Here is a 15,949-nt window from a genome sequence, read left to right as displayed (position 1 = left end):
AAGAACAGGAAAATATATCTTTATTAACTCAAGCCCTATACAATGACGCCTTTTCAGTTTTATTTTTCGCTTATACTAACCACCCTCTTAGTATTAATTACTGCGTGGTTTTCATATAACAAAGAACGAAGCAAAGCAGATTTAGCTGTTTTAGGAATTGCGATCGTTGGCGCGGTACTGAGTTTTTGTACAGGAAGTGCTGCCTACCAAGAATCAAAGCGAAATGCGGATAGTGCGAGCGTGTGGAATAGCAGGTATGTACAACTTCAAAACCGGACTTTAGATACAGCTACAGCAATAATTGATTCGCTCAACATTGCTATCGATACATCTCGAAGCCTAATAAAGGGAAATAATAAAATTTTATTCGGGCAAAAAACAAGTCTTCAAAAGCTGGATAAGCAACTGACTTTAAGTATTGGTATTCAAAAAAGCGTCAACTCTTCGAGTAAGAAATTAATTACTACAGTAGATAATGCCACCAAAACTTTAAACGACAATCTTACCGGTGGTGACGGTTATTGCGAGGCCATAATTATACCCGATGGTACCGGATCAGGAGAATTTAATATTGCTAATCTATCAGATATACCCATTCCAAATGTTGGCGTTTATTTTAATAATTATTCAAGGGATCTTAACTGTCCGCACACGTATTTCAAAGGGCAATTAGTATTAGATTCAGCATGTACGAGTAAAAACGCCGGAGAATTAACGATACCTAAGATCAATAGGCTGGATACAGTAAGAATATATGGTAGCAACTTGGTTGTAGGGAATATTACTAAAGTAACCAAATTTACCATACGATTCAACTTGCCAAATAAACTCTATTGGCAGCTTTTGATGGTGCAAACGCAGGGACACCATATAACTTGGATGTCCGTCTTACTAACTGTGCAAGGCAATAAGCGTAAAATTTTCCATTACAACAGTTTAGGAGCTAAACAGACGAATTGGGACAAGGAATTTGATCGTCCTTTACAAATTTATAATTCCAGTCACATAGAATCCTTAAAAGATAATTAAAACAAAAATCCCCTAAGTCTCGCGCCTTGGGGATTTAAAACTAATCTACAATATGAAAACACTAACATATGAGCATGTTACGCGGCAGCGTCACCTTTACCTTTTGCAGGAGCGGTGTTTTTGTCCCCAATTATGGCTATCGGCATTGATCATGACCTCGACTGTTGAGGTTGATACCGTAGGGATATCAAGGTGCCATGTACCTGACTTCAAACACCGGCAGGCATCTATCGGCCACGTTGTAGTTTTAGCTACCTCCGGCCTGCTTTAACATTTAAGATAGTAATTGAATTAAAATGGAGTCAAATTATCATCTAACCCCACCGTACAACTCAAATCACCCTTAAAGAGTTCGAATTTTATAGTTTAGCGATCATTGAAAATATCACCAAAAACACAAAAACCTACAGGTCAAATGATTTGCCGGCTTTGTTTTATGATCGAAAACACAAGGAGGTGATTTAATTTTCTACCCCTGCTCAATCTGCTTCAAACTATCCATTTTCTTATAAGCCAAAAACCCTTTGATGTCTTCAAAATGTTCACGGACGCGTTTATTACCAAATTCGAATACTTTTTTTACCAGTCCGTCCAGAAAATCCCTGTCATGCGATACCAAAATCAGGGTTCCGTCAAAATCCCTTAGGGCATCTTTGATGATATCCTTAGTCTTCATATCCAAATGGTTCGTTGGCTCATCCAGGATCAATACGTTTACAGGCTCCAACAGCAGTTTGATCATGGCCAGGCGCGTTTTCTCGCCGCCTGAAAGTACTTTGACTTTTTTAGTGGTATCATCGCCGCTAAACATAAATGCCCCCAAAAGATCTTTGATCTTTACGGATCCATCACTTAGCGGAATCTGGTCGATAGTTTCAAATACAGTTAAATTCTCATCTAACAAAGCTGCCTGGTTTTGGGCAAAGTATCCGATCTTGGCATTGTGACCCACTTTTAAAGATCCCTGAAAATCGATCTCTCCCATGATGGCTTTGATCATGGTCGACTTCCCTTCTCCGTTTTTACCAACAAAAGCCACTTTTTCGCCCCGTTCAATTACCATAGCCGCTTTCTCAAATACAACATGATCTCCATAGGTTTTTGTCAGCTCTTCAACCATTACCGGATATTGACCGGAACGCGGCGATGGCGGAAATTTCAATCGCAATGCCGAAGTATCCACTTCATCGATCTCAATAACCTCAAGCTTTTCAAGCATCTTCACGCGCGATTGCACCTGTAAAGTTTTAGAGTACGTACCCCTGAACCGGTCTATAAATTCCTGGTTATCGGCAATAAAACGCTGCTGTTCCTCGTAGGCTTTCAATTGGTGTACTCGGCGGTCGGCACGCAACTGGAGGTAATGTGTGTATTTGGCTTTATAATCGTAGATCCTGCCCATGGTCACCTCAATGGTACGGTTCGTGATATTATCTACAAAAGTACGGTCGTGCGAGATGACCATGACTGCCTTTGCCGAGTTTACCAGGAAATCCTCCAGCCATTGTATACTGTCGATATCCATGTGGTTGGTAGGCTCATCAAGCAAGATCAGATCAGGTTTCTTTAACAGGATTTTAGCCAGCTCGATACGCATGCGCCAACCGCCCGAAAACTCGGAAGTTTTACGGGTAAAGTCTTTACGTTCGAAACCTAAGCCTTTCAGCACCTTTTCTACCTCTGCATCATAATTCACTTCTTCCTGCGAATAAAATTTTTCGCTCAGTTCCGATACCCGTTCAATCAGCTTCATGTAGTCGTCACTGTCGTAATCAGTGCGAATGTTGAGCTGCTCATTCACTTCGTCCAGCTCTTTCTGCATCTGATTGGCTTCATCAAAAGCTTTCATTGTTTCCTCAAAAACGGTAACGTTATCCTGGGTAAGCAAATGTTGCGGTAAATATGCTATTACCGCGTCTTTTGGGCCAGTTACGTTGCCAGTAGTAGGTTTGGCAGCACCGGCAATGATCTTGAGGATGGTGGACTTGCCTGCGCCATTCTTACCCATCAGGGCTATCTTATCGTTCTCGTTTATGGAGAATGTTACGTCACTGAATAAGGTGGTTCCGCCAAATGAAACGGATATGTTATTGACATTAATCACAGTATGCTAATATTGAATTTTGCGCAAAGATAAGTGAAACACACAGAATTATGGCAGGGGAATGAAGGGCGATATCATCAGGGAAATCGCCTTTGAAATAATTCGATTAATTTGGAAAAATTAGTATAGAAACAGCCTCTCCTGCCCGATTGGTCAAAAGCAAAGGCTGTTTTAAATTCTAATGCTCTTCAACAGGCAGTTGTTTGATCTCGATGTTTCTGAAATCTACCGGCTGGCCTTCACTTTGTAGGGCTATATAGCCACTGCTCAATAATTTGCCGTCTTGCTTATATTTAGGGTCGTAACCTGTTACTACGCCACCGCCGATAGTGGGTTTTGAGTATTGCAACACGGTATCGCCGTTAATAATATGTGTAATTAGCTTACTCCCCAAAACAATCAGCTCACCTTTAACCCATTGGTCGCCATCGTAAGTTTTTGATGTGGAGTTGATACAATGATCAGGCGATACCTTTCCTTTATAAACAACATCCGTACCCGGCGAACACATATTGCCTGTTGGCCTTGATTTACCATCGCCAAGGCCACCTAAAAGCTGCATTTCAATTGAGATTGGCCAGTCCTGATCTTTTAGCATGGTATGCGGGTCCTGCGAGTGGAACATTACACCGCTATTAAGCAACGTATAATCAGGTGCGTCTGGTTGCTGTTTACCCACAAAACGGTATTCGAAACGTAAATGGAAGTAAGAAAAAGGCGTTTTATAATATAAGTGGCCAAATTGATTGTCAAAGTTACCGTACTGATCATAACGGATTTTAATAATGCCATCCTCTACCCTAAAGGTATTACCAAAGTTTTCGCCTGTTTCATGGTGATTGATTTTAACAAACCAGTCGTTAACATCTTTGCCATTAAAAAGTTTCTTCCAGCCCTTGTCGGCATCGTTGTTGCTTAGTTGTTTAGTTCCGCTGCAACCTGATAACAGGCAGCTGGCTAAAATTAAGATATAGCGGATTTTGGTAATTGAAAACAGGTTCATACATATTGATTTGATTGGTTAAATGTAGTTATTGGTATTGGTGGGCACAACACTATTCGTTTAAATTTGAGGTCCCGGAAAATCGCTTTTAAACAGTAAATGCGATTGGGCGTGGCAGCTAAGTCTCACCCCGGTCCTCTCTAAAGAAGGGGAGCACTTTTTCTTAAAGAGGCTGTATCATAAATCAAATTGACCGCCCTTGGTGTTGTATTACCTATAATATTTATACAAGAAGGGATTAACATATTTTTTGCATAAAAACCACTCAAATATCTTATTATTAACTACATATACAAATATCAACCCTGAATTGTGTTAACCCTGTTAACTCCTTTTTAGTAGAGTCAATCCAACCCAAAACTATATATCGCTTAAGTATGTGAATAAGTCATAAAAAGCGGCTGATCATGATTTATGATACAGCCTCATTAGGTGAGGCCGTAAGCGGCTTTTTTAAAAAGCTATTTCACTGGTTGAGGTTCCATTTTTTGATAAAGTAAAAACATCAACTGCAAGTATAAAAATCCTTTATTTTTAAATTAAATCACTGTATTTTAGATAATTAATTTACCCGCCTGGGTAAACCCTGCCGAAAGGCATTACCAATTTATTAAACCGATAATTATCAAGAAATGGAACAGCAACCTAACCAACCATCGCCAGAAAATATTATGAAAATCGGCACGGGCTTTTAAGTCTCAAAATATTTCGCCATGGATTTTAACATTCACCGTTCTTAGGTTGGCCAATTCTCTTTAAACTAAAATTAATTTTTTTTCGTATAGTTGCTAAATGGTTCACATGTCGCAAATCGCGACGAGCCCATACAAAAACAATTCAGTGTTTACAACCATCTCAACATTAAAAAATTAAGCGCTTTTTGGTTCAAGCTAACGGGAGAAACGTCAAGTTTCAGTTTAGAGAGTAGGGTATTTCATTCTATAACTATCTGCGCGATAGTTCTGGCTTGTTTTTATATTCCTTATAACATTTTTGCCGGGCTGTATGTGGCTGCATTATCCTGTTTTATAATTGCATGCTTCTTTTTCTATCAATATTACTATTCCCGGTATCATCATAAAAAGCATAACAATATTGTATTTGGCTTAACAGGCCTGCTTCTTTTTTCTGTTAATTATTTTGCCAATTCGGGTATTAACGGCTCTACCGATTTAATATGGCCTGCTTATTTGCTGATGTTATTTGCTATTTCGCCTTACAAGCATTATTTAGCATGGCTGGCGATCTACATATTTGCCTTCCTGATACTTCACATTGTGGAATACCATTATCCTGCCCTGGTGCAATATCCTTTTACTGCAGGAAAGGGGCAATTTATTGACCGTGTCACCGCATTTCCGCTACCGGTAATTGCCATTTATTTCATTATCAGCTTCATTAAGCGTAGTTACGATAAAGAAAAGGCAATGGTTGAGTTGAGGAATGAAGAGATCACATTGCAGAAGAGCCTCTTAGAGCAAAGTAACGAGGAAAAGAATAAGCTCATGTCAATCATTTCGCACGATATGCGGGCACCGCTTATTAATATACAGGGTTACCTGGAGCTGCTTAATGAACATGAGCTCGACAATACCCAGCGATTAGAGCTGGAGAAAGATCTGCTAGCTGCTACCAATAATACTATGCAAATGCTGTCAAACCTGCTTTATTGGACAAAATCTCAAATGGAGCGGCCGACGGTAAATTTGCAGGAAGTCAACCTTTCTTTTGTATTAAAAAGTACATTAGAGATGGAGAAAATGCTGGCTGTAAAAAAAGGCATCTCTTTGAGCTATGATATTGACGATAAGATAACGGTAGTTGCTGACATTGATATGCTGCAATTGGTAGTGCGCAACCTGGCAAATAACGCAATTAAATTCACGCAAAAAGGGGGTAACATCACTATAAGTACTCAAACAATGCCCGATAAAGTTAAATTGACTGTTAGCGATAACGGAAAAGGCATTGCCGAGGCCGAGCAAGAGCACATTTTCATGGTAACATCAGATCCTTCTTTTGGTACCAATAACGAAAAGGGCGTTGGTTTAGGCTTGTTGCTATGTAAGGAGTTTATAGAACGGCAAGGTGGTAGTATTGGTTTCGAAAGCGTTTTTGGGCAGGGCTCCAGCTTTCATATTTTTATTCCGTTAAAAGCTGGGTTACATCACGGGGGCGCTGGTAATCCACCGGGTTTATTACCTGATAACTGTTAAGCTACCCGATAATGGCGTCGTTCCATTTTTAAGATCAATAATATAATAATAGGTACCAACCGGTACGTTTGTATTTTTATACTTCCCATCCCAGGCAGTAATATAACCAACAGAAGTATAAATACGTTTCCCATACCTGTTAAAGATATTTACAGCGCAATTAGACGGTAAGCTGAGCGATGATAAATTCCATGTGTCATTAATTCCGTCGTTATTAGGAGTAAATGTATTGGGTATTACCAGGACTTTAGGCTGTATATGGAACGAGAGTACATCACCTTTAGTAATCCCATTTTCATTTTGGGCAACTATCCTGAAATAATAAGTAGTTGCAGGAGTCAAATCAATCTGGCTATTGGTAAAATTAACTGCCCCTGTATTGGCAATAATGGGGTTTGTACCCGTTGTAATATCAGCAGTTATGGCCCCTGCGAGCGTTGGTGATGTGCCAAACTCAAAATGCACCTCTGTTTCACTCCCATTATCATTAGCCAGGCCGTTTAATGTTGCTGTTGACGATGATATAAGAGTTGCTGGCTTTGTTTGAGCAACAGGAGGTGCCGGCGGACGGTTTGGGGTAACAAAACTTAATATATTCCCGTTTGCTGCACCTCCTGCATTATCGGCGTTTATTCGGAAATAATATGTGGTAGCTGACATCAAATTGTTGAGTACGCTTGTATAGCTTGTTATACCTGTTCCGGCATTTAGCGGATTAGCTCCCGATTTTAACGGGGCGATAATGGAGCCACTAAGATCAGGGTTGGTACTATACTCGATGCTTACATTAGTTAAGGAGCCGTTATCTGAAGCCGTGCCATTAAGTGTAGCCCCTGAAAAAGATGTTTCCGTAGCTGGTAAGGTTACAACCGAAGGAGGCAATATCGGAGCTGTTGCAAAAATCCACGCGGCTCCTTGCCAATCGTTATCAGATCCTCCGCCGTTAATGGATGTCTTGCCATCAGCACTGATTGCAACAGCTGTACCTGACAGCGAATATTGCCCCGTATCATACCCTACCAATTGGCTCCCCTGCAGTACCCAGGTATTGCCATTTCGGGTAAATACCCAAACGCCTCCCCGGTAATGTTCGCCAAAACCATATTCACCCATAATAGCTGTATTGCCATCTGCCGATAAAGCTACAGTGGTGCCTTGAAGCGATTCAGAGTCGGCTCCCGGGCCAATTAGTTTAGATCCCTGCTGTACCCAGGAGTTGCCATTTTTAACAAAGATCCATGCTCCGCCTTTTTGCCCTTCGTCATGCGGTCCGCCAATCATCGCTACATTACCATCTGCACTTAAGGCCACAGCCCTTCCCTGTAAGCCTCCGGATGCTTGCAGTCTGCCACTTTGTTCTGTCCACACACCGTTGTTTCGCGTAAAAATGACACCCGTACACAGAGATGATACCGGAAGGTCAATACTTCCGCTAACTAAGATCGTATTACCGTCTGCACTTAAAGCTATGCTGGAATGAAATCCGCCGCCGAATACTTGTTTAAAATTTGAAAGTCCGCTTGGTACGTATTTGGGGCCTTGCTGTGTCCATGTACCCGTATCATGTGTGAACACCCAAAATGCCCCCCTGAAAAAATCATCTCCAGTACCATAAACAACAGCCGTATTACCATCGGCACTTAAGCATACGTCTTGGCCTTGGGAGCAAGCACCTGTATTTCCTGTACCTATTAGTTTTACATCTTGCTTCCAAACATTATTTTCACGCCTAAATATCCACGATGCGCCTACCCCGTCGCCTCCTTGTCTATCCTCAATTCCTCCAACAAGCAACGTATTTCCGTCGGCACTAAATGATAGCGCATTCCCGAATATTAACTGATTATTTAAACTGATATTGCCATTATCAGGGAGGATTTTAGCTTGTTGGGTCCAAGTTGTACCTGTGCGGGTAAATACCCAAACTCCTCCAATTTGATTATTGTCACCCGTTCCGCCAACGGCTGCTGTATTCCCATCAGCGCTAATAGCTACCGCGTTTCCTTGTGCTGCTTTGCCTATAGCCCCTGTTCCTACAAGCTTATTCCCTTGTTGCAATGAAGGATAGGGCGTTGGTGTTAAAATGAATTTAGGCGTAGAGGATACCGAACCTTTACTGGTAGTAACTGAAATAGCCCCAGTAAGCGTACCCGGCATGATCATAATAACCAATTTTGATGCACTACTGGATACTGTTATACAAGCTTTTCCCGCGATGCTCGCTTTTCCGTTATCCAGATTGCTGCCATTTATGGTGACCACAGTACCTACCGGGCCCGATGATGGTGCAAATAAATTTATTGAAGGGGTTTGAGCATATGCTTTTATAAAGGCGCATATAAAAAGTAGGGAGAATAATATGCGCGTCACGCTACGAAGAATTTGATATTATTTAATGGCACTAATATATAATCTTATCAAGTTATAACCAAAACCGCCGGTAATATGAATAGAGTATGCCCTTCGTAAAGTTTCCTTTCATCTTAAATTAAATCCCTGTAAATTAGATAACTAATTTTAATCCGCCCCCGTGTCAAAATTCCTTGCCAGCCATCACCAATTTATTAAACCGATAATTATCAAGAAATGGAACAGCAACCTAACCAACCATCACCCGAAAACATCATGAAAATCGGCACAGGCTTTTGGGCCTCCAAAATTCTTTTAACTGCCGTAAATTTTCAATTGTTCACCACGCTTGCCGAAAAGAAAACCATGAAAGCCAAAGAGGTAAAAGACATATTGGCACTCAAATGTACCGACAGAAATGTTTATGACTTTTTGGATGCTTTAACGGTGTTTGGTTTTTTAAAGCGCGAAGGTGTTTTGGATACGGCTGTTTATTCAAATGCTATCGACACGGACACATTTTTAGATAAAAACAAGCCATCATATATTGGAGGGATCCTTGAAATGATGAACAATCGTTTATATGGATTTTGGGGGAACCTGGCCGAAGGGCTGCTGACCGGGCTTCCGCAAAATGAAGCAAAAAGGAGCGAGGACTTTTTCGGTTTGATTTACTCTGATCCTGAAAAATTAAAAGAATTTACCAATGCCATGAGCGGCATCCAAATGGGTAATTTTATGGCCTTTGCTCAAAAGTTTCATTTTGCAAATTATAAAACATTGATTGATGTGGGCGGTTCGGCCGGGCTGCTTTCATTGATGGTTGCAAAGCATAATCCCCATATGCATTGCACCAGTTTCGATTTGCCTCCGGTTGAGCCTATTGCTAACGCTACTATACAACAATTCGGACTGGCAGATCGGGTAAAAACCGCCAGCGGTGATTTCTTTACTATGCCAATACCTAATGCCGATGTTGTGGTAATGGGAAACATCCTGCATGACTGGGACGAGGAAAATAAAATAGCATTAATGCGGAAAGCTTATGACGCACTCCCCGAGGGTGGTGCGTTTGTAGCTATTGAGGGTATAATAGATGATGAAAGAAAGCAAAACGTTTTTGGGATGATGATGAGTTTGAATATGCTCATAGAAACCGGTACCGGGTTTGACTACACCTTTGCCGACTTTAACCGTTGGGCAAATATCACCGGTTTTAATTCAACCGCGCTTCTTCCCTTGACAGGGCCATCAAGTGCGGCAATTGCATACAAGTAACGTTGCATCAGCAAGTTTTACAATTGGTAAACAGGCTTTGTGTTTCCTGCTATATCTATTTGATTAGTTTTGCTGAACATGTTTGAGGCCTTCGAAAAGTACTTACGCCAATGGGTTGCGATTTCTGACGAGGAGATGGCGCTGATCCGTGCCGCGAGTGTGGAAAGGAAAATCCGCAAGTGGCAATCTATTTTACATGAGGGCGAAGTATGGAAAATTACGTGTTTTATCACTACGGGCTGTTTCCGCCTGTATCGGTTTAGTGCCGATGGAACAGACCACACACTGAGGTTCGGTGTGGAAAACTGGTGGATCAGCGACCAGGAAAGCTATAATCATGAAAAACCTTCCGAATATAACATTGAAGCTTTAGCGGCCAGTACTGTTGTTGTTTGGACCAAGGAGAAGTGGGAAGAGCTAAAGGAAACCATCCCCGCGTTGAAGCTATTCAATGAAAAACTTTTAGCGCGGGGCTATGAAACCAGCCAGCAACGGATCTATTCGCTGATCAGCAATTCGGCCGAAGAAAAATATCTTGAGTTTCAAAAAACATACCCCAAGGTTTTCAATAGTGTTCCCCTGCATATGGTTGCCTCTTATCTCGGTATCTCCCGCGAAACCTTAAGCCGTATCCGAAAAGAATTCACCCGGCGCGATTAGTTAGATAAGTACTATCCCTCTCTAAATATTTCCGATTTTATTGCAAAAAGCGTGACAAATGTCAACGCCATTTTGTGTCATATGGCTTCTTTTCGGGAGGCCGTTACGCCCCACCTTTGTTCTGTCGCCCGGCAGTTCGGGTAAATAATTTAAACAGAATTTTTTTAATAAAATCATGAAAACTAATATCGAATACACCGCATCAACTGTTCCTACTCAGTTCGTATCCGTAAATGGTACTCCGTTCGCTTACCGCCGTTTCGGCAATAAAGCAGGCTTGCCACTGATACATCTTCAGCACTTTACCGGCACCATGGAAAATTGGGATCCCAAAGTATTAGATGCCCTGGCCCAGGATCGTGAGATCATTATTTTCAATAATAGAGGAGTTGCAAGCACCAGCGGCGAAACACCTGACAGTATAGCGGCCATAGCTCAGGATGCCGTTGCATTTATTGACGCGCTTGGTTTAAAAAAGATCGATCTTCTCGGCTTTTCTATGGGAGGCATGGTAGCTCAACAGGTCACACTTGACAGGCCCGAGCTCATCAACAAATTGATCTTACTGGGTACAGCTCCACGCGGCGGCCATGAAATTGACGATTTTACCCCGGAGGTTTGGGCCATTTTTGCAAAAGAATTTCCTTCCGAATACGAGATCTTGCTGGAAACCTTGTTTTCGCCAACCCCAACCAGTCAGCAGGCAGCTAATGAATTTTTGAGCAGGGTAAAAAATGGCAGAACCGAAAACCGTGATAGTAAGATCAGCGAACAGGTAGCCCCAGCACAATCAGCCGCAATTAAGGGCTGGGCCAGTATTGACCCTGGTGATTATACTTATTTGAAGGCCATCAAACAGCCGGTGTTTGTATTAACCGGGCACAATGATATTATATTCCCTACCGTTAATTCATTTTTGCTCCAACAGAATTTGCCCGATGCACAACTGATCATCTACCCAGATTCCAATCATGGCGCGCAATATCAGTTCCCCGAGCTGTTTGTTAAGCAACTGACCGCCTTTCTTGAGGGCATAAGGTAAACCATAGGCAAAAGAACGCCTCTTAATATCATCTCAAAGTAAGAAACCCGGTGCTGGCTGGAATCCTCAAATATCTGGCGCTTTAGGTTAACTGAAAAGAAAAATGCGTGCCTACTTTTACATAAGCAAAAAGACAACGCAGATTTGATTAATATAAGATGGTCACTAAAATTGTAACAAAATTCATCATAGGAAACGAGCAAGGCATTAACGACTTGCTCGTTATAACTATAGCAATTGCTGGAGAACGGTTTAAAGGAAAAGTTCCTGATCAGGAGTTTGAAAATTATATTAATACAAACTTTAATAAAGACGCACTGATGATTGAACTAAACAGCATGTCCAATCAATATTTGATGGTTTATGCTGACGATGAACCTGCGGGCTATGCCAGGGTAACAACCAAAGGAATAAGGCCGGAACTTTTTGCGCAAAAAACATTAGCGAGAATAGCTGATTTTGGCGTATTGGCTAAATATACCGATCCGCTAATTAGCAAATCGTTATTTGAAAAAAGCCTTTCTATATCAAATATGCAGCAAGTGGTTTGGATAAGCGAATTTGAAGGTAGCCCTTATTTGGATTTTTTTGAAAGCTACGGATTCAAAAGGAACGTCGAGATTTCTGCTCCGGAGCAATTATCCATCCAGCCTGTTTATCTTGTTAAAGAAAAGGCCTGAATTTTAAAACATATAGTAAAATGAAGACAGCAAACAATGCTATAAATATGCCCGGTCTTGGGTTTGGCACCCTAATCCCCGATCCGGCCGAAACGATCCGCGCTACCAGGTACGCGCTGGAAGCCGGCTTCAGGCACTTTGATTGTGCAGAACGGTACCGCAACGAGAGTGAGGTAGGCGAGGCGCTGGAAGCAGGAATGGCCGCCGAAGGGATTGCCCGTGAAGATATTTTTATGACCACCAAGCTGTGGAACACCAACCACAGGCCCGAGCGCGTGGAAGCTGCCTTTAAAGGGAGTTTGAAAAGGCTCCGGATCGACTATCTGGATCTCTATCTCATTCACACCCCATTTGCATTTCAACCGGGAGACGATCAGGATCCGCGGGATGAAAGAGGGAATGTCATTTACGATAAGGGCGTGACTTTGCTTGATACCTGGAAAGCGATGGAAGATTTGGTTGACGGTGGCAAATGCCGCGCTATCGGTTTGTCGGATGTTACCCTGGAAACACTGATGCCCCTTTATGAATCTGCAAGAATCAAGCCGGCAGTGGTGCAGGTTGAATCGCATCCCTATTTGCCTGAAACAGAGCTCCTGGAATATTGTAAAGAGAAGAACATCATACTTTTGGCTTTTGCACCATTGGGCCATGGAATGCGGCCCGGGCCGCTGGAAGATCGCGCTGTTTTGGCCATTGCCGAACGGGTAAAAAAAACACCGGCCCAGGTACTGCTGGCCTGGGCACTTCAGCGCGGTACAACTTTACTTACCACCCCTCGCACCGCCGCCCGTGCTAAAGAGAATTTTGACGTTTCGCCCCTGCCGGAAGATGCCTTCAATGAAATTAACAACATCCAAACCAGGCAGCGGTTTAACCACGTAGTAAAGACCGGAGTGCCGGGCTTCATTCCACGAGTGGAAGACTCCGCAAATTAATTTTGCCGGTAGTGCATTTGAAACACCGTTTGAAAGCCTTTGGATGAAAATCTGAAGGCTTTTGTGTTGATTGTATCGGCTATTTACGTAAACTCTCCTGGCTAAATATGCTAAATCCGGGTCTGTATTTCGTGATATAAACTCCCATTTGTCGAAATATAGTGGGGATTTATTGGGATTTAAGTTTTAAACATCTGTGTCTCAATCTGTCGCATAATGGCTCTGCAATTGCAAACTCCCGCAATGCAGCGGTAAACATCCCATAAAAAGCAGCTAATAGGTGTTGGTTGTGGCTTTGCTGGTACCGGGGGCTGTGATAACGCCATCCGTCAGAAAAATAGATATAATTTCTAATTACATAATAACCAAATAATTAATCTTTTTAAATTAATAAAATGAACGGCGAACAATTAATTGAATTAACTAAAGATCTCATTTATCAGGCAACGCATTTTAATGTACCTTATGTTGAGGAAGTTTATTCAAATAAACTATTAATAATCAGAGTTGATGAAAATGGAGTGGCTGATACCATGAATAAAGAACAGCTCGTAGGTTTTGTGAAGGGAAATAGAGAATCAAATGCGGCGCCGTTTTCAACAGAAACTGAGTTCCATTACGCGGTATGCGATGGGGACATGGGTATAGTGGTTATTACCCGCGATTTGAAACTGAATGGAAAATCGGATCCCAAATTCTTTACCCTGATTTGGGAGTATTCATCGGGAAGGTGGCAGGTTGTCAAAGAATCGTCTGTTGCGCGCAGGTAGTTTTTTCCAAAGAAAAATATTCCATCATTAGGATCGATCTGTTAAACCAACATCAGCGAGTCAAACATTTATTTACCGTTTTGATTAAGTACGCAAATGCCTAATTTGGCATAATACAGAGAGTTCTTATGAAAAATGAAACTGAAAAACCTGAGTTTTGGGAAAAAAGCTTTGTCGAAAAGCAGGAAATGTGGGGTTTTGAACCATCAAAGTCTGCTGTACTGGCAAAGGACTTTTTCGTTGAAAAGTTGGTAAAAAATATACTCATCCCAGGGGTTGGCTACGGACGAAATGCACAGGTTTTCAAGGACAACGGAATAGCCGTAACTGGTATTGAGATCTCAAAAACGGCTATTGAAATGGCTGAAAAACATTACGGAACAGATATGATCATCTACCACGGTTCCGTAACCGATATGCCCTTTGACCCCAACCAATATGACGGGATCTTTTGCTATGCTTTAATTCATTTACTGGATAGCGGTGAACGAAAGAAATTGATAACCGACTGCTACGATCAGCTGGCTGATAATGGCTATATGGTCTTTACAGCTATTTCTAAAAAAGCACCAACCTATGGACAGGGCAAGTTTATCAGCACGGACCGCTATGAGATCTTTGACGGAGTCAATATGTTTTTTTACGATAGGGAATCGATCAATGTGGAATTTGGCGAAGCCGGATTATTTGAAATTGCTGAAGTCACCGAAAATTATCCCTTCTTTTTAATTAAGTGCAGAAAGGGGCAAAAGTAGTTAGAGGCCATAAAAATGTCCCTATTAAATCAACAGGGACATTTTGTATTACAGATGATCATTAAACATCTAATTCCGTTGCCACAACCACCTCCCGGTTTTCAAGTAGCGGGACTATCTGTCCCAAAACAATATTTTGAAAATATTCGGATGCACGGTGAGCTGCTACAGCTGCTTCATCTTTGTATCCTTCAAACAAAACCAGTGTATTAGCATCGGTGTTGCTTTGGTGAAGCTTATAAAACAGATTGCCTTCTTCGGCCCTGCTTTGTTTGGTAACTTCGGTAAGTAGGTTGAGCACGGTATCTAATTCGCCTTCTTTAACCTGCCATTTGGCAAAAACATTTATAGCTTGTTGGTTCATCTCTTTTATTTTTTATAACCCTGCTCTCTCATCAACCCCAAAAGAGCAGATGTCAAAGTTATACTATTAAGCTTCTAAAATTTTGATTACGCTTTCGGCGACACCTTTTGCCGATGCAGGGTTTTGACCGGTAACTAAACGACCGTCGGTAACAACGTAGGCTTGCCATGGGGCATCGGCACTGTATTTAGCACCGCGTTGTTTCAAGGCATCTTCCAGCTCAAACGGAACATCTTCTTTGGCGTAGTTTTTTTCTTCGGCAATACTGAAGCCGGTAACGTTTTTACCATTAATCAGGTAGCTGTCATCGTTCAATTTTACATTGATCAATGCTACCGGGCCATGACATACGGCACTTACTACGCCGCCTTTTTCATACATGCCCGATAAAATGTTTTGCACGGTGGTATTCTCGGGCATATCTACTACCGGGGCCAAACCGCCGGGAACAAATACGGCATCATAATTTGCTACCGATACCTGGTCAATTTTTTGAGTGTTTTTCATGGCAGCCGAACCTTCTCCGTTAAGGAAGGCGATGTTTAGCTCATCATCCAGTTCAACCATATCTATCGGGGCTTCGCCACCGTTCACGCTAAATACGTCGATATCGTACCCCTGTTGTCTAAAAGTCTGATATGGGTTGGCAACTTCGGTAAGCAGGTTTCCGGTAGCGCGGTTGTGTGGACCAATTACATTTGCACTTGATACCACAAATAAAATTCTCTTTTTCATGACTTTAAAATTTAAATTGTTATAGT

At 41.8% G+C, this 15,949-nt stretch carries 15 protein-coding genes; 10 read left to right on the top strand and 5 right to left on the bottom strand.

Features of this window, described 5'->3' with window-relative positions; all coding sequences use genetic code 11:
- Window positions 1-42 precede the first annotated feature (42 nt).
- Entirely contained in the window at window positions 43-1,029 is a 987-nt protein-coding gene (locus AC1DUD_RS00520; RefSeq protein ID WP_477370064.1) for a hypothetical protein, read from the top strand.
- Window positions 1,030-1,081: 52 nt separating this feature from the next.
- The gene (locus AC1DUD_RS00515; protein WP_477370061.1) at window positions 1,082-1,300 is read left to right on the top strand and encodes a hypothetical protein; all 219 of its coding nucleotides are present in this window, start codon (window positions 1,082-1,084) and stop codon (window positions 1,298-1,300) included.
- 198 nt (window positions 1,301-1,498) lie between these two features.
- Here the strand turns inward: AC1DUD_RS00515 and AC1DUD_RS00510 are convergent, their stop codons facing one another.
- Entirely contained in the window at window positions 1,499-3,133 is a 1,635-nt protein-coding gene (locus tag AC1DUD_RS00510) for an ABC-F family ATP-binding cassette domain-containing protein (RefSeq protein WP_477370058.1), read from the bottom strand.
- Between the two features lie 178 nt (window positions 3,134-3,311).
- The gene (locus AC1DUD_RS00505) at window positions 3,312-4,136 is read right to left on the bottom strand and encodes a 3-keto-disaccharide hydrolase (protein WP_477370055.1); all 825 of its coding nucleotides are present in this window, start codon (window positions 4,134-4,136) and stop codon (window positions 3,312-3,314) included.
- Between the two features lie 1,007 nt (window positions 4,137-5,143).
- Between AC1DUD_RS00505 and AC1DUD_RS00500 the strand changes: the two genes are divergently transcribed.
- Entirely contained in the window at window positions 5,144-6,352 is a 1,209-nt protein-coding gene (locus AC1DUD_RS00500) for a sensor histidine kinase (protein WP_477370052.1), read from the top strand.
- On the opposite strand, the gene AC1DUD_RS00495 is transcribed toward AC1DUD_RS00500, so the two are convergent.
- Window positions 6,335-8,722 (bottom strand): T9SS type B sorting domain-containing protein, encoded by a 2,388-nt coding sequence (locus tag AC1DUD_RS00495; RefSeq protein WP_477370049.1) that lies wholly within the window; start codon window positions 8,720-8,722, stop codon window positions 6,335-6,337. The genes AC1DUD_RS00500 and AC1DUD_RS00495 overlap by 18 nt on opposite strands.
- 216 nt (window positions 8,723-8,938) lie before the next feature.
- On the opposite strand from AC1DUD_RS00495, the gene AC1DUD_RS00490 reads away from it, so the two are divergent.
- The 7 genes from AC1DUD_RS00490 to AC1DUD_RS00460 all read left to right on the top strand — a co-directional run bounded on the left by AC1DUD_RS00490 (window position 8,939) and on the right by AC1DUD_RS00460 (window position 14,824).
- On the top strand, window positions 8,939-9,979 hold the full coding sequence (locus tag AC1DUD_RS00490; RefSeq protein ID WP_477370046.1) for a methyltransferase: 1,041 nt from the start codon (window positions 8,939-8,941) through the stop codon (window positions 9,977-9,979).
- Window positions 9,980-10,057: 78 nt separating this feature from the next.
- Complete coding sequence (locus AC1DUD_RS00485) at window positions 10,058-10,639, top strand: Crp/Fnr family transcriptional regulator (protein ID WP_477370043.1); 582 nt, start codon at window positions 10,058-10,060, stop codon at window positions 10,637-10,639.
- A gap of 175 nt (window positions 10,640-10,814) precedes the next feature.
- A complete protein-coding gene (locus tag AC1DUD_RS00480; protein WP_477370040.1) occupies window positions 10,815-11,681 on the top strand; it encodes an alpha/beta fold hydrolase in 867 nt (288 codons plus the stop codon).
- Window positions 11,682-11,839: 158 nt separating this feature from the next.
- Entirely contained in the window at window positions 11,840-12,361 is a 522-nt protein-coding gene (locus AC1DUD_RS00475; RefSeq protein WP_477370037.1) for an N-acetyltransferase, read from the top strand.
- Between the two features lie 20 nt (window positions 12,362-12,381).
- A complete protein-coding gene (locus AC1DUD_RS00470) occupies window positions 12,382-13,299 on the top strand; it encodes an aldo/keto reductase (protein WP_477370034.1) in 918 nt (305 codons plus the stop codon).
- 395 nt (window positions 13,300-13,694) lie between these two features.
- Window positions 13,695-14,069: a hypothetical protein gene (locus AC1DUD_RS00465; protein ID WP_477370031.1), complete on the top strand. Its 375-nt coding sequence runs from the start codon at window positions 13,695-13,697 to the stop codon at window positions 14,067-14,069.
- A 128-nt stretch (window positions 14,070-14,197) separates the two neighbouring features.
- Entirely contained in the window at window positions 14,198-14,824 is a 627-nt protein-coding gene (locus AC1DUD_RS00460; protein ID WP_477370028.1) for a class I SAM-dependent methyltransferase, read from the top strand.
- Between the two features lie 61 nt (window positions 14,825-14,885).
- Here the strand turns inward: AC1DUD_RS00460 and AC1DUD_RS00455 are convergent, their stop codons facing one another.
- Together AC1DUD_RS00455 and AC1DUD_RS00450 are read right to left on the bottom strand one after the other, a co-directional pair.
- A complete protein-coding gene (locus AC1DUD_RS00455) occupies window positions 14,886-15,188 on the bottom strand; it encodes a putative quinol monooxygenase (RefSeq protein ID WP_477370025.1) in 303 nt (100 codons plus the stop codon).
- A gap of 66 nt (window positions 15,189-15,254) precedes the next feature.
- Window positions 15,255-15,923, bottom strand: a complete 669-nt coding sequence (locus AC1DUD_RS00450) for a type 1 glutamine amidotransferase domain-containing protein (protein WP_477370022.1) — start codon at window positions 15,921-15,923, stop codon at window positions 15,255-15,257.
- Window positions 15,924-15,949 lie beyond the last annotated feature (26 nt).

The organism is Mucilaginibacter sp. P4_A11, from assembly GCF_056402535.1.
This window is presented reverse-complemented; position numbering and strand designations above follow the sequence as displayed.